At 70.8% G+C, this 19046-nt stretch carries 16 protein-coding genes, 1 tRNA gene and 2 pseudogenes; 7 read left to right on the top strand and 12 right to left on the bottom strand.

Annotation, left to right across the window (positions count from 1 at the left end; translation table 11 throughout):
• Positions 1-26: 26 nt before the first annotated feature.
• The gene (locus ACIBVL_RS26955) at positions 27-755 is read left to right on the top strand and encodes a molybdopterin-dependent oxidoreductase (protein ID WP_399100673.1); all 729 of its coding nucleotides are present in this window, start codon (positions 27-29) and stop codon (positions 753-755) included.
• Positions 739-1359, top strand: a complete 621-nt coding sequence (locus ACIBVL_RS26960; RefSeq protein WP_399100675.1) for a cytochrome b/b6 domain-containing protein — start codon at positions 739-741, stop codon at positions 1357-1359. The genes ACIBVL_RS26955 and ACIBVL_RS26960 overlap by 17 nt, the downstream gene beginning before the upstream one ends.
• A 91-nt stretch (positions 1360-1450) precedes the next feature.
• Here the strand turns inward: ACIBVL_RS26960 and ACIBVL_RS26965 are convergent, their stop codons facing one another.
• Positions 1451-1969, bottom strand: coding sequence for a gluconokinase (locus ACIBVL_RS26965; protein ID WP_399100677.1), 519 nt, complete (start codon positions 1967-1969; stop codon positions 1451-1453).
• A 133-nt stretch (positions 1970-2102) separates the two neighbouring features.
• On the opposite strand from ACIBVL_RS26965, the gene ACIBVL_RS26970 reads away from it, so the two are divergent.
• Positions 2103-2804, top strand: coding sequence for a FadR/GntR family transcriptional regulator (locus tag ACIBVL_RS26970; protein WP_399100679.1), 702 nt, complete (start codon positions 2103-2105; stop codon positions 2802-2804).
• A 19-nt stretch (positions 2805-2823) separates the two neighbouring features.
• On the opposite strand, the gene ACIBVL_RS26975 is transcribed toward ACIBVL_RS26970, so the two are convergent.
• From ACIBVL_RS26975 to ACIBVL_RS26985, 3 genes are all read right to left on the bottom strand, one after another.
• Positions 2824-3207, bottom strand: a complete 384-nt coding sequence (locus tag ACIBVL_RS26975) for a YchJ family protein (RefSeq protein ID WP_399100681.1) — start codon at positions 3205-3207, stop codon at positions 2824-2826.
• Between the two features lie 181 nt (positions 3208-3388).
• Positions 3389-4732, bottom strand: a complete 1344-nt coding sequence (locus ACIBVL_RS26980; RefSeq protein WP_399100683.1) for a M1 family metallopeptidase — start codon at positions 4730-4732, stop codon at positions 3389-3391.
• A gap of 81 nt (positions 4733-4813) precedes the next feature.
• Positions 4814-8680 (bottom strand): Pls/PosA family non-ribosomal peptide synthetase, encoded by a 3867-nt coding sequence (locus ACIBVL_RS26985; RefSeq protein WP_399100685.1) that lies wholly within the window; start codon positions 8678-8680, stop codon positions 4814-4816.
• 387 nt (positions 8681-9067) lie between these two features.
• Between ACIBVL_RS26985 and ACIBVL_RS26990 the strand changes: the two genes are divergently transcribed.
• Together ACIBVL_RS26990 and ACIBVL_RS26995 are read left to right on the top strand one after the other, a co-directional pair.
• Positions 9068-9610 carry an MOSC domain-containing protein gene (locus ACIBVL_RS26990; RefSeq protein WP_399100687.1) on the top strand — a complete coding sequence of 181 codons (543 nt, stop codon included), beginning with the start codon at positions 9068-9070 and terminating at the stop codon, positions 9608-9610.
• A gap of 55 nt (positions 9611-9665) precedes the next feature.
• Complete coding sequence (locus ACIBVL_RS26995) at positions 9666-10001, top strand: transposase family protein (protein ID WP_399100689.1); 336 nt, start codon at positions 9666-9668, stop codon at positions 9999-10001.
• Positions 10002-10055: 54 nt separating this feature from the next.
• Here the strand turns inward: ACIBVL_RS26995 and ACIBVL_RS27000 are convergent, their stop codons facing one another.
• From ACIBVL_RS27000 to ACIBVL_RS27035, 8 genes and pseudogenes are all read right to left on the bottom strand, one after another.
• Positions 10056-10352 (bottom strand): SDR family NAD(P)-dependent oxidoreductase, encoded by a 297-nt coding sequence (locus ACIBVL_RS27000; protein WP_399100691.1) that lies wholly within the window; start codon positions 10350-10352, stop codon positions 10056-10058.
• A gap of 331 nt (positions 10353-10683) precedes the next feature.
• On the bottom strand, positions 10684-11046 hold the full coding sequence (locus ACIBVL_RS27005) for a hypothetical protein (RefSeq protein WP_399100693.1): 363 nt from the start codon (positions 11044-11046) through the stop codon (positions 10684-10686).
• 8 nt (positions 11047-11054) lie between these two features.
• Positions 11055-11564 carry a SigE family RNA polymerase sigma factor gene (locus tag ACIBVL_RS27010; RefSeq protein WP_399100696.1) on the bottom strand — a complete coding sequence of 170 codons (510 nt, stop codon included), beginning with the start codon at positions 11562-11564 and terminating at the stop codon, positions 11055-11057.
• Positions 11565-12096: 532 nt separating this feature from the next.
• The gene (locus ACIBVL_RS27015; RefSeq protein WP_399101236.1) at positions 12097-15462 is read right to left on the bottom strand and encodes a S8 family serine peptidase; all 3366 of its coding nucleotides are present in this window, start codon (positions 15460-15462) and stop codon (positions 12097-12099) included.
• A 175-nt stretch (positions 15463-15637) separates the two neighbouring features.
• The gene (locus tag ACIBVL_RS27020) at positions 15638-16045 is read right to left on the bottom strand and encodes an integrase core domain-containing protein (protein WP_399100698.1); all 408 of its coding nucleotides are present in this window, start codon (positions 16043-16045) and stop codon (positions 15638-15640) included.
• Positions 16046-16238: 193 nt separating this feature from the next.
• Positions 16239-16328, bottom strand: a pseudogene (locus ACIBVL_RS27025) (IS3 family transposase); the annotation flags it as partial.
• Between the two features lie 27 nt (positions 16329-16355).
• Positions 16356-16541, bottom strand: a pseudogene (locus ACIBVL_RS27030) (IS3 family transposase); the annotation flags it as partial.
• A gap of 296 nt (positions 16542-16837) precedes the next feature.
• A tRNA-Leu gene (locus ACIBVL_RS27035) sits at positions 16838-16922 on the bottom strand.
• 196 nt (positions 16923-17118) lie between these two features.
• On the opposite strand from ACIBVL_RS27035, the gene ACIBVL_RS27040 reads away from it, so the two are divergent.
• Together ACIBVL_RS27040 and chpH are read left to right on the top strand one after the other, a co-directional pair.
• Positions 17119-18441, top strand: a complete 1323-nt coding sequence (locus ACIBVL_RS27040) for a M20/M25/M40 family metallo-hydrolase (protein WP_399101238.1) — start codon at positions 17119-17121, stop codon at positions 18439-18441.
• Between the two features lie 201 nt (positions 18442-18642).
• Positions 18643-18876, top strand: a complete 234-nt coding sequence (chpH, locus tag ACIBVL_RS27045; RefSeq protein WP_399100701.1) for a chaplin ChpH — start codon at positions 18643-18645, stop codon at positions 18874-18876.
• Positions 18877-19046 lie beyond the last annotated feature (170 nt).

Genomic DNA, 19046 nt, shown 5'->3' on the forward strand with positions numbered 1-19046 from the left:
GGCCCCGCAGGTGTTCGAATGGACTGGTGAATCCCGAACCGCCCGAGGCGGAACACGGCACCCCCGTGGGCCGCCGCGTCTTCCTCGGCACCCTCGCCCTCGGCGCCCTGGGGGTCGTCGCCGCGCCCCCGCTCCAGCGCGGCCTGGAGGCCTTCCTCGGCAGCGCCGCCGACAAGGACCCCACCGGCCTGACCGGACTGCTCCCCAACGGCGGCGGCTTCCGCTACTACTCCGTGGCCTCCTCCGTCCCGCACAAGAACGCCACGGACTACCGCCTCACCGTCGACGGCCTGGTCGACCGCCCCGCCACGTACACCCTGGCCCAGCTCCAGGCCATGCCGCAGACCCGCATGGTCAAGGACGTCCAGTGCGTCACCGGCTGGCGGGTCCCCGACACCCCCTTCGAGGGCGTACGCCTCTCCGCCCTCCTCGACGCGGCCGGAGTGCGGTCCGGGGCCGGCGCCGTCCGCTTCACCTGCTTCGACGGCACGTACACCGAGAGCCTCACCCTCGCCCAGGCCCGCCGCGCCGACGTCCTGGTCGCCCTGCGCATGCAGGACAAGGCCATCGGCCACGACCACGGCGGCCCGGTCCGCCTCTATGTGGCCCCCATGTACTTCTACAAGTCGGCCAAGTGGCTCTCCGGCATCACGGTCACCGAGGACGTGGAGCCCGGCTACTGGGAGGACCGGGGCTACGACGTCGACGCCTGGGTGGGCCGTTCGAACGGGCGGGACGATGAGCCTACGAGCTGAGGCGTCCCCGGTGACCGGAATCCCCCGCTTCACCCGCGCCGAACGGTGGATCCACCGCACCACCGCCCTCCTGATGGGCGTGTGCGTGGTGACGGCGTCCTTCCTCTACGTCCCCGAGTTCGCGCAGCTCGTCGGGCGCCGGGAGCTGGTGGTCCGGGTCCACGAGATCGCGGGCCTGGCCCTCCCCGTCCCCGTCCTCGCGGGCCTCGCCTCCCGCGCGTTCCGCGCCGATCTCGGTCACCTCAACCGCTTCGGCCCGCACGACCGCCGCTGGCTGCGCGCCGCCCTGCGCCGGGACCGACGCCGCGCGTCGCGTCCGGCGGCCAAGTTCAACGCCGGGCAGAAGATCTACGCGGCCTGGATCGCCGGTGCGACGCTGGTGATGCTCGGCACCGGCCTGATCATGTGGTTCACCCACCTCACCCCGATCATGTGGCGCACCAGCGCGACCTTCGTCCACGACTGGCTGGCCCTGACCATCGGCGTCGTCCTCGCCGGCCACATCGGCATGGCCCTCGGCGACCCGGAGGCCCGCCGCGGCATGCGCACCGGCTCGGTGAGCCGGGAGTGGGCGGAACGGGAGCACCCGCTCTGGCGGCGCTGACCCGGTCAGCGCCGCCGGGCGGGGGAGTGGACCGGGTCCGAACAGAGCCCACCGGGGCCGCCGGGCGGACGCCGCTTTCGGCACGCGCCCGCTAGCAGGGGGCTGCGGGCAGCCCGGCGAGGGCCCGCGCGGCCCGCTCGGCGATCTCCTCGGGCGTGCCGGAGACGTCGACGACGACCCCCGCCTCGTCCGGGCCGAGCGGCTGCAGCGTGGCGAACTGGGAGTCCAGCAGCGCGGCCGGCATGAAGTGACCCCGCCGGTGCGCCATCCGGTCCTCGATCAGCGCGCGGTCGCCCGCGAGGTGCACGAACACGAGCCCCGGGGCCGCGGCCCGAAGCCGGTCCCGGTACGACCGCTTCAGCGCCGAGCAGCTGACCACCCCGCCGTGCCCGGCCCGCCCGTGGGCCCAGGAACCGATGGCGTCCAGCCAGGGCCACCTGTCCGCGTCGTCGAGCGGGGTGCCGGCCGACATCTTCGCGATGTTGGCGGGCGGGTGGAAGTCGTCGCCCTCGGCGTACGGGACGCCCAGCCGGGCGGCGAGCAGCGCACCGATGGTGGTCTTGCCCGTGCCGGCGACACCCATGACCGCGACGACGTGGGGGGTCCGCATGTCAGCCTCGCTGTCTTCCTCGATTGCGCCCGATGCCGACGCCACTGAAGCCGATTAGGTAGGACGAATTCAAGAGGCTGCGTGAAATAAGTCTGACTTTTTTGCTCTGTGATCCACGCCGTACTCTGAGTGCATGACCACTCCGGGCCGGGGTCTGCACGGCCATGTACTGGACACCCTGGGCCCCGCCATCACCGGGGGTGCGTACCCGCCCGGCAGCGTGCTGCGGACCGACGAACTGGCGGGGCGCTTCGACGTCTCCCGCTCGGTGATGCGCGAGGCGGTCCGCGTCCTGGAATCGATGCACCTGGTCGAGTCGCGCCGCCGCGTGGGCGTGACGGTCCGCCCCAAGGCCGAGTGGAACGTCTACGACCCGCAGGTCATCCGCTGGCGCCTGGCAGGCGCCGACCGCCCGCACCAGTTGCGCTCGCTCACCGTCCTGCGCTCGGCGATCGAGCCGGTCGCGGCGGGCCTTGCGGCCCGCCACGCCACGGCCGATCAGTGCGCCGAACTGACCGCCTGCGCGCTCGGCATGGTGGCCCACTCACGCGGCCACGAGCTGGAGGGCTATCTCTTCCACGACATCGCCTTCCACCGGGTGATCCTCACCGCCTCCGGCAACGAGATGTTCGCCCGCCTCGGTGACGTCGTCGCCGAGGTCCTGACCGGTCGCACCGAGCACGAGGTCATGTTCGAGGACCCCGACCCGGCCGCCGTCACCCTGCACGTCCAGCTCGCCGAGGCGATCCGCGAGAGGGACGCGCCCCGTGCGGAACAGCTCACCCGTGACATCACGGTGGGCGCCCTCCAGGAGCTGGACATCCTGGCGCCTTGATCGGCGCCTCACTTCCGCGTCACTCCACGAACTCCCCGTCCACGTACACCCACGCCCCGTCCACCCGCTCGAACCGGCTGACCTCGTGCAGCGAACCGCCCCGGAAGGACGCCCGGAACTCCACGGTCCCGGTCGCGTGGAACGCGGACCCGTCCTTCGTGGCGAGGATCTCCAGCCCCGTCCACCGCATCCCCGGATCGAGTTCGAGCCGGGCCGGCCGCGTCCGCGGATGCCAGGTCCGTAGCAGATACCCGGCGTCGCCCCGCACGAAGGCGCTGTAGCGCGAGCGCATCAGGGCCTCGGCGGTGGGCGCGGCGGCGCCACCGGAGTGATAGCGGCCACAGCAGGCCTCGTACGCCTGCGGCGGTCCGCACGGACAGGAACGCGTGGTCATGGCGGCCATTCTGCTAGGGCGTGTTTCGAAAGTCCCGTCTGGCCCGCGGCGTCTGGCACGGCGCCTCGCCGCGTTGTCGGGATCGCCCGCGTACGCCCAGTACGCGGACGACCCTCCGCCTTGCGATGCACCGCACCAGACGCCGCGGGCCCCGCCCTCCGGGCGGACGACGCTACTTTCGAAACACGCCCTAGGCCGTCGCACGGGTCTCGGGCAGCGGCAGGGGCGGCAGCGCCGTTCCGTACACCCATGCGTCGAACAGGTCGTCGAGCGGCTCGGGCGTGAAACGGGCCGCGTGGGCCGTGAACATGGACGTCGTCACCGCGCCGCCCCGGTGCAGACCGAGCCAGCCGCGCAGCATCCGGAAGAACGCCTCGTCGCCCAGGGCGCACCGCACCGCGTGCACGGTGAGCCCGCCGCGCTCGTACAGCCGGTCGTCGAACATCGACTTGCGGCCGGGGTCGGCCAGCCGTAGATCCTGCGGCAGCGAGGACAGCGACCGGTGTGCCGCGGCGGCCAGTTGCTGTGCGCCACGACCGCCCGACCGCTCCGACCACAGCCACTCCGCGTACTTGGCGAACCCCTCGTTCAGCCAGATGTGCCGCCAGTCGGCGATGGACACGCTGTTGCCGAACCACTGGTGCGCCAGCTCGTGCGCCACCAGCCGCTCCGAACCGCGCGCCCCGTCCACGTGATTGGCGCCGAACAGCGACAACCCCTGGGCCTCGACCGGCACATCGAGCTCCTCCTCGGTGACCACGACCGCGTACTCGTCGAACGGGTACGGCCCGAAGAGCTGCTGGAACAGATCCATCATCCCCGGCTGCCGCGCGAAGTCCCGGGAGAACCCGGGCAGCAGGTGCGCGGGAATGTGCCCGTGCATCGGCACACCGCCGAGCCCCGGATCGCCCAGCAGCACCGTCTGGTACTTGCCGATCGACAGCCCGACCAGATAGCTCGACGTCGGCGCGGACTGCTCGTACACCCAGGTCGTCGTGGACGCCTTCGTCGTACGGGTGAGCAGCCGGCCGCCCGTCACCACCGCGTACGCCGACGGGGTCGTGATCGAGATCAGGTACGACGCCTTGTCGGCGGGACGGTCGTTGCACGGGTACCACGAGGGCGCCCCGACCGGCTGGCTCGCGACCAGCGCGCCGTCCGCGAGCTCCTCCCAGCCGAGACCGCCCCAGGGGCTCGACACCGGCTTGGGATTCCCCGACCACTGCACCTCCACGGTGAAGGCGGCCCCGGCGCGCAGCGGCTTGGCCGGGCGGATGCGCAGCTTGCCGCCCCGGTGCGCGTAGTGCGGCTGACGCCCGTCCACCCGGACCCGCCCGACCCTGAAGTCGGCCAGGTTCAGCTGGAATTCGGTCAGCGGCGAGCGTCCCGCTATCGCGTTGATCCGGGCCGTCCCGGACAGCCGGTTCGGGCCAGGACGGTAGTCCAGCGTGAGTTCGTAGCGATGCACCCGGTAGCGGGGATCGCCGTTGCCCGGGAAATACGGGTCCGGACCCACTGTCTGCTGCACTGCCACTTCCGCGTCCGCTCCCTGCGCCAAGATCAGTTGCCGTCGCTCATGTCCGGCCTGATCCATGAGACACCGACTGCCCCGCGCTCAGGGACGCCATGCCTCGATCGGGTTGCCGAGCCAGCGGGTGTCGTCCGGGACGGACTCCGCGGCCATGACGAGCGACGCGGGACCCAGGGTTGTACGGGCCCCGATCGTGCTGCCGGGCAGCACGATCCCGCCAGGGCCCAGCGTGGCGCCCTCACGGAGGACCACAGTATCCGTCCGCAAGATCCGGTCGTGGAAGAGGTGAGTCTGGAGCACGCACCCGCGGTTGACCGTGGTCCCGTCCTCCAGCACGACCAGATCCGCCTCGGGCAGCCAGTAGCTCTCCACCCACGCGCCCCGCCCGATCCGCGCCCCGAGCCCCCGCAGCCACGCCGTCATCACCGGCGTACCGGGCACCGCGCCCGCCAGCCACGGCACCGCCACCACCTCGACGAAGGTGTCCGCCAGCTCGTTGCGCCACACGTACGAGCTCCACAGCGGATGCTCGCCGGTGCGGTGCCGCCCCACCAACAGCCACTTCGCGACCACCGAGAGCGCACAGGCCGCCGCACCCGCGCCCAGCAGCACCAACCCGCCCAGCAGCGGCGCCCAGGCGCCGAGGGCACACAGCGCGGCCATCGTCAGCGCGGCCAGCGCCGCCGAGCAGAACACCGGCACGATCCGGCACAGCTCCACCAGACCGCGCGCCCACAGCAGCCGCGCGGGCGGATCGTACGTACGGCTCTGATCGCCGTCGGCGGTGCTGCGCGGCAGCTTCACCGGCGGCAGACCCAGATACGAGCTGCCCTTCTTCGCCTTCTTGGGCGTCGCCGACAGCACCCCCACCAGGCCGCCCTCCGGCACGCTCCGCCCCGGCGCGGTCATCCCCGAGTTGCCGAGGAACGCCCGCCGCCCGATCTCCGCGCGCCCGATCCGCACCCAGCCGCCACCCAGCTCGTACGGCGCGGTCAGCGTGTCGTCGGCGAGGAACGCGCCCTCGCCGACCGTGGTGAGGCTGGGCAGCGCGAGCACGGTCGAGACCTCGGCGCCCTTGCCGATCCGCATCCCGAGCAGCCGCAGCCACACCGGCGTGACCAGCCCTGCGTACAGCGGGAAGAGGGTCTCCCGGGAGCGGTCCATGAGCTGGGTGACGGTCCAGGCCTGCCAGCCGGTCCGGCTGTGCGTGGGATGTGTGCCCTCCCGCAGACCGAGGCTCAGCAGCCGTACGGCGACCAGCAGCAGCACGGCGTACGCCAGCCCGAAGGCGAGCGTGGCCGGCACCAGCGCGAGCGCGGCCCCCTTCAGGGCCTCGCCGAGCCCGTCGCCCGGAGCCAGGAACCGGCTCGCCACCAGCAGGGCCGCCCCGCCCGCCAGCACCGGCAGCGAGGTCAGACCGAACCCGGTCAGGCCGTACATCACTCCCCAGTACGCGCCCCGCGCCGGCCGCTCCTTGGGCCAGTTGCGCTTGGCCTTGCCCAGCTTCACCGCCGGGGCCCCCGCCCACCGCTGACCGGTGGGAATCTGACCGGTGACCGCCGAACCCGGCGCCACCTCCGCCCGCTTGCCCACCCGGGCGCCCGGGAACAGCATGCTGCGGGTGCCGACCACGGCGTGCGCGCCCACCTTGACCGGGCCGATCTCGAGCCGGTCGCCGTCCAGCCAGTGGCCGGACAGATCCACCTCGGACTCGACGGCCGCGCCCCGGCCCAGCTTGAGCATGCCGGTCACCGGCGGCAGCGAGTGCAGATCCACGTCCGGCCCCACCTTGGCGCCCAGCGCCCGCGCGTACCGCTCCAGCCAGGACCCGGTCAGCGAGGTCGCCCCACTGAACTCGGCCAGCCGCTCCGCGGTCCACAGCCGCAGATGGACGCCCCCACCGCGCGCGTACCGCCCGGGCCGCACACCGCGCAGCAGCAGCCGCGCGCCTCCCGCGGCGATCGCGAGCCGCCCGGGCGGGCTGAAGAACAGCAGGGCCCCGCCCGCGACGAGCCACCAGGGGGCGGTCGGCAACCAGGAGTACCGGGGCAGCAGGTTGCCGAGCAGGGCCAGGGGCACGGTCCAGCGCAGCCCCAGCAGGGTGAACAGCGGCACCAGGAGCAGCAGCTGGACCACCCCGGCACGCGCGGGCACCGCAGCGATGACCCGGGCGGCTCCGTCGTCCTGCGCGGACTCCTCCAGGTGCCGGGCCAGCTTGCGCAGGGTCGGCCGCTGGTAGAGGTCGAGGACGGCCGCGCTCGGGTAACGGGTGCGCAGCCGGGTGGTCAGCTGGGCGGCGGCGAGGCTGCTGCCGCCGATCGCGAAGAAGTCGTCGTGGGCGCTGGAGACGGGGATGCCGAGGACCTCCGTCCACTGCTCGGCGAGCCACGCCTCGGTGCCGTAGAGCCGCTCGGCCGGTCCGTCGGCCTGCAGGTCCTCCAGCGGCCACGGCAGGGCGTTGCGGTCGACCTTCCCCGACGTCCGGGTCGGCAGGTCGGCCACGGGCGCGAGCAGCGGCACCAGCGCCGCCGGCAGCTCGGCCCGCAACCTCTCCACGGCGGCCGTCTGGTCCCAGCCGTCCTGCGTGACGACGTACCCGACGAGCAACTGGTTGCCGCCGCGCGCGGTCCGCACGGCCGCGGCGGCCCCCGCCACCCCGGGCAGCGCCTGCAGCGCCGCGTCCACCTCGCCCAGCTCGATGCGCCGCCCGCCGAGCTTGATCTGCTCGTCGGCACGCCCGAGGAAGACCAGACCCTCGGCGTCGGCCCGGACCAGGTCACCGCTGCGGTACGCCCGCTCCCAGCCCAGCGAGTGGAACGGCGCGTACTTCTCCGCGTCCTTCTCGGCGTCGAGGTACCGCGCGAGCCCGACCCCGCCGATCACCAGCTGCCCGCTGCCGCCCATCGGCACCGGCTCCCCGGCCTCGTCCACGACGGCCAGCTCCCAGCCCCGCAGCGGCAGCCCGATCCGGACCGGCTCCGCGCCCGACATGAGCGAGGCGCAGGCGACCACGGTCGCCTCGGTCGGCCCGTAGGTGTTCCAGACCTCCCGCCCCTCGGTCACCAGCCGCTGCACCAGCTCGGGCGGGCAGGCCTCACCGCCGAAGATCAGCAGGCGTACGTCGCTGAGGGTCTCGGGCTCCCACAGCGCGGCCAGCGTCGGCACGGTGGAGACGACGGTGATCTCCTGCTCCACCAGCCAGGGCCCCAGATCGGCACCGCTCCGGACCTGCGACCGGGGCACGGGCACGAGACAGGCGCCGTACCGCCAGGCCAGCCACATCTCCTCGCAGGAGGCGTCGAAGGCCACCGACAGCCCGGCCATGACCCGGTCACCGGGCCCGACCGGCTCCTCGGTGAGGAACAGCGCGGCCTCGGCGTCCACGAAGGCGGCGGCGCCGCGATGACTGACGGCGACACCCTTGGGCTTCCCGGTGGAGCCGGACGTGAAGATGATCCACGCGTCGTGCTCGACACCGGGCCGGGCCGCCCGGACATCGGAGGTGCCGTGCACGGCGATCTCGTGCCCGGCGCCGATCACGGCCCGCACGTCCGCCTCCCCGAACACCAGCTCGGCACGCTCGTCGGGGTCCTCGGCGTCGACGGGGACATAGGCCGCGCCCGCGGCGAGGACGGCCAGGATCGCCACGTAGAGGTCGTTGGTGCCGGACGGCACCCGCACCCCGACCCGGTCCCCGAGCCCGACCCCGGCGGTGGAGAGCCGGCGACGCAGCCGCTCCACCTCCACGGCGAGCGCGCGGTAGGTCAGGGGGGTGGTGCCGTCGTCCAGGGCGAGCTCGTCCGGATACGACCGCACGGACGCGTCGAAGACGTCGACGAGCGTGCGCGGAGAGGTGGCCGGGCCGCCGGAGAAGCGTGCCGTACTGCCGAGCTGGGCGCGGATTTCTTCGTCGAGCAAGCCGAGAGCACTGCCCTCGTGTATGGCTGCCATCGGTCCTCGCGTCTCGATCCCGGAAGCCTCCGGGGCGCCGGCGGGCCCGCAGGTCTGCCTGGGGTTGTCCGGACCGGCTCCGTAACAAGCCGGAAATTTTAGTACGACGCTAGACTCGCCCCTTTGTGCCAGCCAGCGGGGAGGGCCGTTCGGGGCATGCCGGGGGAGCCGGAGAGCACCGGTGACCTGCGTGATCTTGACCGGCGGGAGAGATCGGCCACATCACGGCGCACACCGTGGACCGCGCCGGTGCGGACCCCCACCCGGGGTGCGGCCGACCGGCACTGTCCTGGCGCCGAACCTGCCGGCGGTCCGTGGTTGCTGCGCCTTGAGGCCCAAGGGTTAGGGTCGTGGCTGATCACTGCCACTGAGGAGGGGGCTCCGGGGATGAGCGGGATAGTGACGGCAGTCAGCAGCAACGGAGAGTACTCATTCACCAAGCCGAACCAGGACAGCATCACACTGCTCGCCGGACTCGGTGTGGAAGGCGACGTACATGCCGGCGTGACGGTCAAGCACCGCTCTCGCGTCGCGCAGGACCCCACCCAGCCGAACCTGCGTCAGGTCCACCTCATCCACGAAGAGCTCTTCGCCGAGGTCAGTGCAGAGGGATTCAAGGTGGTGCCCGGTGACCTCGGCGAGAACATCACCACCCGTGGCATCGATCTGCTCGGCCTGCCGGTCGGCACGCTGCTGCGTATCGGCGACGACGCAGTGCTGGAGGTGACCGGCCTGCGCAATCCGTGCCTGCAGATCGACAACTTCCAGGACGGGTTGCTGAAGCAGGTTGTTGGCCGCGATGAGGCCGGGAACATCGTACGCAAGGCCGGAATCATGAGCATCGTGAAGAAGGGCGGCGCGGTGCGCCCGGGCGACACGATCAAAGCGGATCTTCCCAGTGGGCCGCACCGGCCCCTGGAGCGGGTCTGACGGCTCTCCCTTGGGCGGGCCGTGACATGGCATCGGCCGCGCGGGTTCTTGTGGTGTGAACATCAAGCAGGCCCGCGCGGCCATGTCGCATCCTGCCCTCTGCGGACTCTCGCGCCAGCATCTCGGTGAGTTGATCGAAGAACTCGCGCCACGCTGGGAGGCGCGTTGCGAGTCCGTTCGGCGCGAACGGCGCCGGGGCGCTCGCCGACGGGACGCCGGGGCCGGACCGAAGTACGAACCGGTCTTCACCGACCGCGTCTTGGCGACCCTTGTCCACCTGCGAACCGGCCTGTCTCACGAGGCACTGGCTGTGATCTGCGAGGTGGGTTCCTCCACCATCGGCCGCGCGATCAACGAGATCCGTCCGCTGTCGGCCGAGCCCCCACGGTGAAGGCCGAGGTCGACGAGGGTTACCGGGGTCTGGCCAACGAGTTCCCCGACCAGATCAGTGCACCGCCGAGAAAGCCGAAGAACACCGACAACGCGCCGCTGACCGAACGATATGGGTGGCGCGAGATGCGCCGCCGCCAATCCTGGAGCCGAATCTGCGTCGAGCACGCCAACGCGGAACACCGGCAGTGGCGCCCACTCCAGCGGGTCGATCCAGACGCCGGGCCACCAGGACGAAGTCGTGGCCCTTCTCGGCGAAACGCCTGGCGAACTCTTCCCCGATACCTGAGCTGGCGCCGGTGACTACCGTAGCCGTTCCTCTGCGTATGACACCTCTCGCGTTCCTCAGCAATGGCCGCAGAATGACACAGCGACGGCGGCCTGACGGCCGGAGGGACAGTCAATGGCCAGTGAAAGCTCCGTGGGGAAGCCAACAGTGGGCAGCAATTGAGCACGCCCGGGGAACACCTGACGCAGTGACACCCCTGCAAGCCGGCATGAAGGTCATTCCGGCCGAGACGCCGTTGATGAGCAGTGGGCCGAGGCCCGCGGTGACGTAGCTGCTGTATCGCGGCTCGCAGCCCGGCAGGCGTGCGGGGCCGACGCCGAAGGCTTTTGGTTGGATCTCTGCGAGCCAGGGCTTGACCGACCACCTCATCGGCCTGGTCCCCGAGTCCGACGAGTCAGGGGACCGACGGATGCGTGGTCACCGGAACGGGGGCGGTGCCGATCGGAACGGGAAGCCCCGTCGACGAGGTGGCTTTGGGTGAGGGCTGGGATGTGCTCGTACCGGGCGAGGGGCTGCTCGCCGGAGTCAGGGGCCCCGGATCCCGGTCGCGACCGATGCCGGCCAGGCCGACACCAGCGGTCACCGTGATTGCCGCGACCACCAGCACACCCGCGGCCGACAGCGCTGTGCGGCGGCGGCGAATCCGGCGGCCTCCCGCGACGGCCGCGTCCGTGACGCTCCGCAGCGGCGGCTCCTGCGCATGACTGAGCATCGCCTCGAACGCGACGCGCAGAGCATCGCCCTCTTGCTCGTTCATCTCCTGCCTCACATCCCGCTCGCTTCGTTGGACAGACCCTCGACGATCCCGCGCAGCCGGGACAGCCCGCGGGCGCTTTGGCTCTTGACCGTGCCCGGGGTCACCCCCAGCGCCTCCGCGGTCTGCTCGACGCTCCAGTCCTCCCAGAACCGCAGCACCAGTACCGCCCGGTACCGGGGCGGCAGCTCCATCAGGGCCGACTGCATCACCAGGCCCAACTCCGACCTGGCGGACTCGGCGGACGGCGCCTCGGGCACCTCCTCCATCGGCTCCTCGCGCCAGCGTCCCTTGCGGTGCTGGTCGATGAAGGTGCGGGTGAGGATCGTGCGCGCGTACGCTTCCACGTTGCCGTCCCGGCGGACCCGGTGCCAGACCGCGTAGAGCTTCATCAACGTGGTCTGGGTGAGGTCCTGGGCGTGGTGCCAGTCGCGACACAGCAGGTACGCGCTGCGTCTGAGTTGTGCCTGCCGCGCCTCGGCGAACTCCCGGAACTCCCGCTCCCGGACTGTTTCCCTCACCCGACACGACCTTCCACTGAACCAGTTCTTCCCTGTCCCTCCTCAGAGGTACGGGGACCGGCCTCCCGGGGGTTGCACGGCCGGCCGGGGAAAACATTTCGCTGCTTCGTGCAACCCGGCGGGAGCGCAGTGCCGTACTCCTCTCACGCAGGGGCCTCGGCCCGGACGAGCGGCCTGCTCTGATGTCTCGTCTGCAGCAAGAGCCCGGCCAGGAACGCGTGAGCCCACAGCCGTCGCCGGCGCGGTAACCGCTGCCGCGCCAACATGCGAGTGTGCGCGCCGCAGGACGAGCACTTCGCGCAGCGGCCGGCCGGTGTCGGCGTCCCACTGGTGCCGGCCGGCAAGTCAGCCGTCCCGGCGCGCCAACGACGGGCGGCGCCGTGGTTCCTCCGTGCGGCAGGCAGCGCAACGACGCATGGAGGCAGTGGAGTTGGCCGGTGACGGCAACGGGCGGTGGCCGAACCTGCGAGAACAGCCCCGCCCGGGGTGGCGTCGAAGCCACCCCGGGCGGGGCCATGTGCGGAGTGGGCGCCTACTGGGTGGTGAGGTAGGCGCGTTCGATCGTCTGGACCAGGGTGTTGCCCTCACGGTCGGTCAGCTTGGCCCGCAGCGAGACGGAGCCAGCCTTCGCCGGGTGGTTCAGCGACAGGTGCGTGCCGCCGATGGGCTTGGTGGGCTGCCAGGTGGTGCCCTCGTCGTACGAGACCTCGAAGGTGAGCTTCTTCGGCTGCTGCCCGGCAGCCGCGCCCTCGATGCTGAACGGCACCTCGAACCGCTTGCCCGCCTTCGCCGTGCTGGACAAGGTCAGCTTGGGGGAGAACCGGATCACCGACAGCGGCAGCGCGCTCGACTCGTTTTCGGGGGTCTCACCGGAGCGGAAGGTCCACTCCGCCCTGACGCGGGTGCTGACCGACGAGATCGCCGGATCGCGGGAGCTGTCCAAGGTCAGCTTGTACGCGCTGTCCTGGGCGGGAACGGTGTATTCGGTGACGTTGTCGGCCGGGGAGGAGCTGTTGGGAATGTCCTTGCCGTCGACCTGGAGCGAGCTCTCGGCCGAGGTGGACTCGCTGACACCCCAGTGCCGTGCACCGTCGCTGAACAGCGGCACATAGGCGCTGATGACATTCCCGGACCGTACGACACCGGGGTATCCCTGGCTCGGTCCGGCGTCAGCGGGGCCGCTCAGGAGGGGGCCGAAGACGCCGACGTTGAACCGCTCGGCGTAGTTCTGGCCGGCCTGCCAGGTCTTGAACTCCCCCTTGAGCCCGGACTCGTAGCGCGTCTGGTCGCCCTCGCCGCTGGTCTGGAGCGTGCGGAAGCACCACTTGACGCCGTTGCCGAGGATGTACTCAGTGCTGCGCAGCGGCAGGTCCCCCTTCATTTCGATGTACCTGTCGAGGAAGCGCCCGTCGGGCATCTGGGGTTGCACATCGACCAGGACATGCTTGTCCGCGGCGGGTGCGCCCACCTGGAGGTCGACCTTGGCGAGCTGGTTCTGCTTCACCTCGGCGGCGAAGCCGCCCAGTCGGCTGCGGCGGTCCCAGGACAGGTGGTAGGTGACCGGCCTGCCCTTGTCGTCCTTGCTTGTCCAGTCGCCGGAGTACTGGACGAACGCTCCGTCGGACGGCAGGTCGGAGCCGAGGTGCCCGAACCGCATGCCCTGGAAGGTCGGGAGCAGGTACGCGCTCAGGCTTGCGGGCATCCCGCCAGAGCGTTCGAAGCGGATCGCGACCGTGGCCTCGGTGTTCTTCGCCGCCGGGTCGGGAACGGTGATGTCCACCGGCTGTGCCTGCCGGGCGTCCATGGTGACGGTGGTGTCCCTGTCGAGGCTCAGCTTCGGCTGCACCAGCACGGCCTGGGTGGAGGCCGTGTCGCCGGGGTGGATCACACCCTTGAGGCTGTAGTCGCCCTTGGGCAGCCGTACCGTGAGCTCTCCGTCCTGCTCGTCGGCGTAGGAGTCGTGGAAGTAGCTGTCGAAGCCCTGCACGGTGGTCGTGGCGTCGCCGGTGGGCTTGCCGTTCTCGTCGATGTGCTTGAGTGTCAGGGCGTACGACTCGACCTCGCGCTCCACCCCGACGGCGGTGCGTACCGCGACCTTGCCGTCGGCCGAGACGGCGGACACCGAGCCGCCGAACGTGCCGTCAGCGGTGCCGGAACGGGTGTCCGCGGTCACGTCGGCACTGGCCTGGCCGCCCGCCGGGACGGTGAGCCGCTGCGGCGAGACGGCGAACAGTCCCTCGGCGGCGGGCTTGCCGTCCACCGTGAGCGCGTCGACGGACAGCTCCAGGGTGACCGGCTCGGTACCGAGGTTCTTGTAGGTGAGCTGCTTGGTCACCGGTTTGTCGTCGTTGTGCGGCCATTCCTGCATGCCGAAGTTGAGCGGCCCCTGCTCGGTGATGACGCTCTGCTTGATCGCGCGGACCAGGTCGGTGCGGCCGGTGCCCTGCTGGAAGGAGCTGTAGGTACCCGGCTTCGCGGAGCCCGTGAGGACTGCCTTGAGGCGCTCGCCGCTCCAGTCGGGATGCTGCTGGGCGAGGAGGGCGGCGGCGCCCGAGACATGCGGGGTCGCCATGGAGGTGCCGCTGATGGTGAGGTAGCCGGGCAGGGGGGAGGGCTTCGAGCCTTCCAGGGCGCTTCCGGCGGCCGCGGCGGCTGTGATGTCGACGCCGGGCGCGGTCAGGTCGGGCTTGACCCCACCGTCGCCGACGCGCGGCCCACGGCTGGAGAAGTCGGCGAGCTGGTCGGCCTTGTCGACCGCGCCGACGGTGAGCGCGGACTCGGCGCTGCCGGGCGAATCGACGGTCCGCTCGCCCTCTTCCCCGGAGTTGCCGGCCGCGATGACGAAGAGCGTGTCGCTCTCGGCGGAGAGCCGGTTGACCGTTTCCTCCATCGGGTCGATGCCGGGAGTGTCGTTGCCGCCGAGGCTCATGCTGATGACGTCGGCGCCCTCGGCCACCGCCCATTCCATGCCAGAGATGATGCCGGAGTCCCAGCCGCTCCCGCTTTCGTCCAGGATCTTGCCGTTGAGGATCTTCGCGCCCGGGGCGACACCCTTGTATGTGCCGCCGGACTTGGCCCCCGTCCCGGCCACCGTGGACGCCACATGGGTACCGTGACCGTTCGCGTCACCGGTGCTGGAGGACTCGGAGAAGTCCTTCTCCGCGATCACCTGGCCCGCCAGGTCGGGGTGGGTCTTGTCCACCCCGGTGTCCAGTACGGCGACCTTGACGCCGGTACCGTCGAACCCGGCTTCCCAGGCCGTCGGCGCGCCGATCTGCGCCACGCTCTTGTCGAGAGTGGCCTGGCGCCTGCCGTCCAGCCACACCTTCTCCACCGCCGTCGAAGCGGTGAACTCCGCCGTTCCCCCCGCATCGCGATTGGCGGCGCCGGCGCCGGTCACGGCGTTCCAGAAATCGGCGCCACGCTTCCTCACGGAGCGCATCGCCGTGCCGTTGACGACCGGCAGCGCACGGCCGATCCGTGTGCCCGAGCGCGTGAACGCGCTCATCGAGGGCGCCTTCTTGCCCCGGAACGTGACGATCAGCGGCAAGTCGGAACGGGCCGTGTCGTCGTAGCCGTCGGCCACCAACTGGGTCACATCGAAAAGCCGCTGGTCCAGCTTGCCCCGCGCCAGCAGCAACTCCGCGTCACCAGGCACCACATGCGTGTGCCCGTCGACCACCCGGACCGAGAACGGCATCCGCTCCCGGCCCTTCGCCCGTTCCACCCCGGCGACCCCGCCGGTGCGGTCCACCAGGACCCGGTCACCGGTGACCAGCGTCACCGTCTTCACCACTTCGGCCGTACCGGCGGCGCCGCCCGCGACCTGCGCCACCGACCCGGAACGCCCGTCGGCTAATGCGCCGGGCAGCGCGGCCTGGGCCGCCCCGCCCGGCATACCGGCCAGCAGAAGGGCCGTGGAAGCCACCCCGGCCACCACGACCGTACGCCTTCGTCTCTTGCCTGCCTGCACCTGAACTCCTGACGATTCGTCATCGATACAAAAGCCGTCCGGTGGGGCACCGGATACCTCCGGTGTCCCACCGGTACGCCCAACGGCCCCCCCTTCCCCTCTACGAGGGGAGCCGACCGCAGGTTGTATGGACATCACCATCGCCTTGTGACGATGTGTCAGCTCTGGCCCTGGTGAGGTGGGCGCCACGTCTCCGGCCCATCCCGCAGCCAAACCCCCGACTCACCGACCGGCGCGAACACCTCGTGCGGGCGAGCAACGGACCGCGGAGCAGCCGCTGCCGGACAACTGATGGCCACTCCCCGGACTGCGGGGTTTGCTCCTGGCTCCGCCAGAAGGCTTCCTCGTACTCGGCCGGCGGCACGTAGTCGAGCGCGGAGTGCAGACGCTCTTCGTTGCACCACGTGACCCACTGGAAGATCGCCCGTTCGACCTGGTCGACGTCCTTCCACCGGCCCTGCATCTCGATCAACTCGGCCTTGAAGGTGCCGTTCAGGGCCTCGGCCATCGCGTTGTCGTACGAGTCGGCGACCGAGCCGACCGACGCTGAAGCCCCGATGCCGGACAGCCTCGGTATAGCGAATCGACATGTCTGCCACCCACAGCTGGTCCGGCCGTGAGGCAGTGAGATCTCGGTCGACCAGGTCCGGCGGGCGGGGCGCCGACGGCTCCGACACGGTGGTCCGCCGCCGTTGCCCGCGGACGACGCCTTCCAGGCCCAGCTCGGCCATCAGCCGCTCGACGGTGCAGCGGGCCGCGGCGACGCCTTTGCGGCGCAGGACCCGGGCGATTGAACCGCTCCGGGTTCGGTAGAGATCTCAGGTGTTGGTTGTGACCCGGGGCTTCCTGGTTGCGAGGTAGTAGTTGTTCTCGTATTCGACGGGCGGGACGTGGCCTGTCTCACCGTGGAGTCGCCGGTGGTTGTACCAGTCGACGTACTCGGCGGTGGCGAGTTCGACGTCGGACGGGGTCTTCCATGGCCGCTGGGGTTTGATCAGCTCGGTAGCCGACCCCGCCGCCGTCACCCAGTGGATCAACGAGGCGCAAAGAGGCAAGGGCGCGGCACGCAAGACACTCGACGCGCCCCCCACTGTCACCCGGAAGAAGGAATCCCCCTCGGCGCGCGACAGATCCGAGAAATCACTGAGAGCCTTGGAGGCATTGCACAGCGTATCCACACGGTCGACGCCGACATGAAGGGCCCAGCCTGCGAAGACCTGGGCATCACCATCAGTTACGAATACGCAGCGAGGACCGCGACCGTCAGGTCGAGGCCCTCGCTGCGTATCGTTATGGCGAGTGTCCGAGGGGGGACTTGAACCCCCACGCCCGATAAAGGGCACTAGCACCTCAAGCTAGCGCGTCTGCCATTCCGCCACCCGGACAAGGTGTCTGTCGCTGTGCGGGGTCTCCCTCGCGGCGACGACGTAAACATTACCAGGCTTTCCGGGGTGCCCGATCAGGGGTCGTCGGCCGGGCTGCGGCCCCCGTGAACGGCGTGTGACGGGCCGGGGCCGGTCTTGGGCGGGGGCGCCGGGGAGGGGAGGATGAAGGGGACCACCAGCAGTGACAGCGGGAGGAATCAGCGTGAGCGACACGGCCAGGGGCACCGGCGAGGACGAGGTCGTGGACCTCTGCCGCGAGCTGATCCAGATCGACACCAGCAACTACGGAGACCATTCGGGTCCGGGGGAGCGCAAGGCGGCCGAGTGGGTCGCCGAGAAGCTCGCCGAGGTGGGGCTCGAGCCCCGGATCTTCGAGTCGCACCCGGGGCGCGCCTCCACGGTGGCCCGCATCGAGGGCGAGGACCCGTCCCGGCCCGCGCTGCTCATCCACGGCCACACCGACGTCGTACCGGCCAACGCGGTCGACTGGACGCACCACCCGTTCTCCGGGGAGGTCGCGGACGGGTGCGTCTGGGGCCGCGGGGCCGTCGACATGAAGGACATGGACGCGATGACCCTGGCGGTCGTGCGGGACCGGCTGCGCTCCGGACGCAGGCCGCCGCGGGACATCGTCCTGGCGTTCCTGGCCGACGAGGAGGCGGGCGGCACATACGGCGCCCGCCATCTCGTCGACAACCACCCCGACCTCTTCGAGGGGGTCACCGAGGCGATCAGCGAGGTGGGCGGGTTCTCGTTCACCGTGAGCGAGGAGCGGCGGCTCTACCTCATCCAGACGGCCGAGAAGGGCATGCACTGGATGAAGCTGACCGTCGCCGGCACCGCCGGGCACGGCTCGATGATCCACCGGGACAACGCGATCACCGAGCTGTCCGAGGCCGTCGCCCGGCTCGGCCGCCACACCTTCCCGGTGCGGGTCACCAAGACCACCCGGGCCTTCCTCGACGAGCTCGGCGACGCGCTCGGCACCGAACTGGACCCCGAGGACATGCAGTCCACCCTCGTCAGGCTCGGCGGCATCGCCAAGCTGATCGGCGCCACCCTGAGCAACACCGCCAACCCCACCCAGCTCGGCGCCGGCTACAAGGTCAACGTCATCCCGGGCGAGGCCACCGCGCACGTCGACGGCCGCTTCCTGCCGGGGCACGAGGAGGAGTTCCTCGCCGACCTCGACCGGATCCTCGGCCCCAAGGTGCGCCGCGAGGACGTGCACTCCGACAAGGCTCTGGAGACCTCCTTCGACGGGAGGCTGGTGGAGGCCATGCAGTCGGCGCTGCTCGCCGAGGACCCGACCGCCAAGGCGATCCCCTACATGCTCTCCGGCGGCACCGACGCCAAGTCCTTCGACGACCTCGGCATCCGCGGCTTCGGCTTCGCGCCGCTGAAGCTGCCTCCGGAGCTGGACTTCGCCGGCATGTTCCACGGGGTCGACGAGCGGGTGCCGGTGGACGGGCTGAAGTTCGGTGTCCGCGTGCTCGACCGGTTCATCGACGCGTCCTGAGTCGACGCGTCCTGAGTCGACGCGTCCCGAAGTGACGCGTCCTGAATTGTCCCGGTGAAACGAGCTTGCATTATTCGGGCGCCTGTGCGGACATGACTGGGAAGAGTGAATGCGACGATAAGCGCGTAGCCTCATTAATTCCTCCTCGTTACTGGTGATGCGATCCGATGCTTGGGGTCGCTTTGCCAACAAGGAGGAATAATGATCAAGAAGGTCGTCGCTGTCGCGGCTGCCACTGGTGGGCTGGTTCTCGCGGGCGCGGGCCTGGCCGTCGCCGACGCCGGTGCCCAGGGTGCCGCGGTGCACTCCCCGGGTGTCGCGTCCGGCAACGTGATCCAGGTTCCGGTGCACATCCCGGTGAACGTCTGCGGCAACACGATCTCGGCGATCGGGCTGCTGAACCCCGCCTTCGGCAACGTCTGCGTCAACAAGTGACGTCACCCCGCTGAGGGGTCGTCCACACCGTCGGCCCCGGAGTGCGCGCCATGCGCTCCGGGGCCGACCGGTCTTTTCCGAAGGAATGGCCGAAAACACCGAAGACGTCGAACGGCCCGAATCTTCCCGAGAACTGGAATGATGCGGGAATTCGAGTCGAGTGCGAGATC

Source organism: Streptomyces sp. NPDC049687, from assembly GCF_044465285.1.
GTDB lineage: Bacteria > Actinomycetota > Actinomycetes > Streptomycetales > Streptomycetaceae > Streptomyces.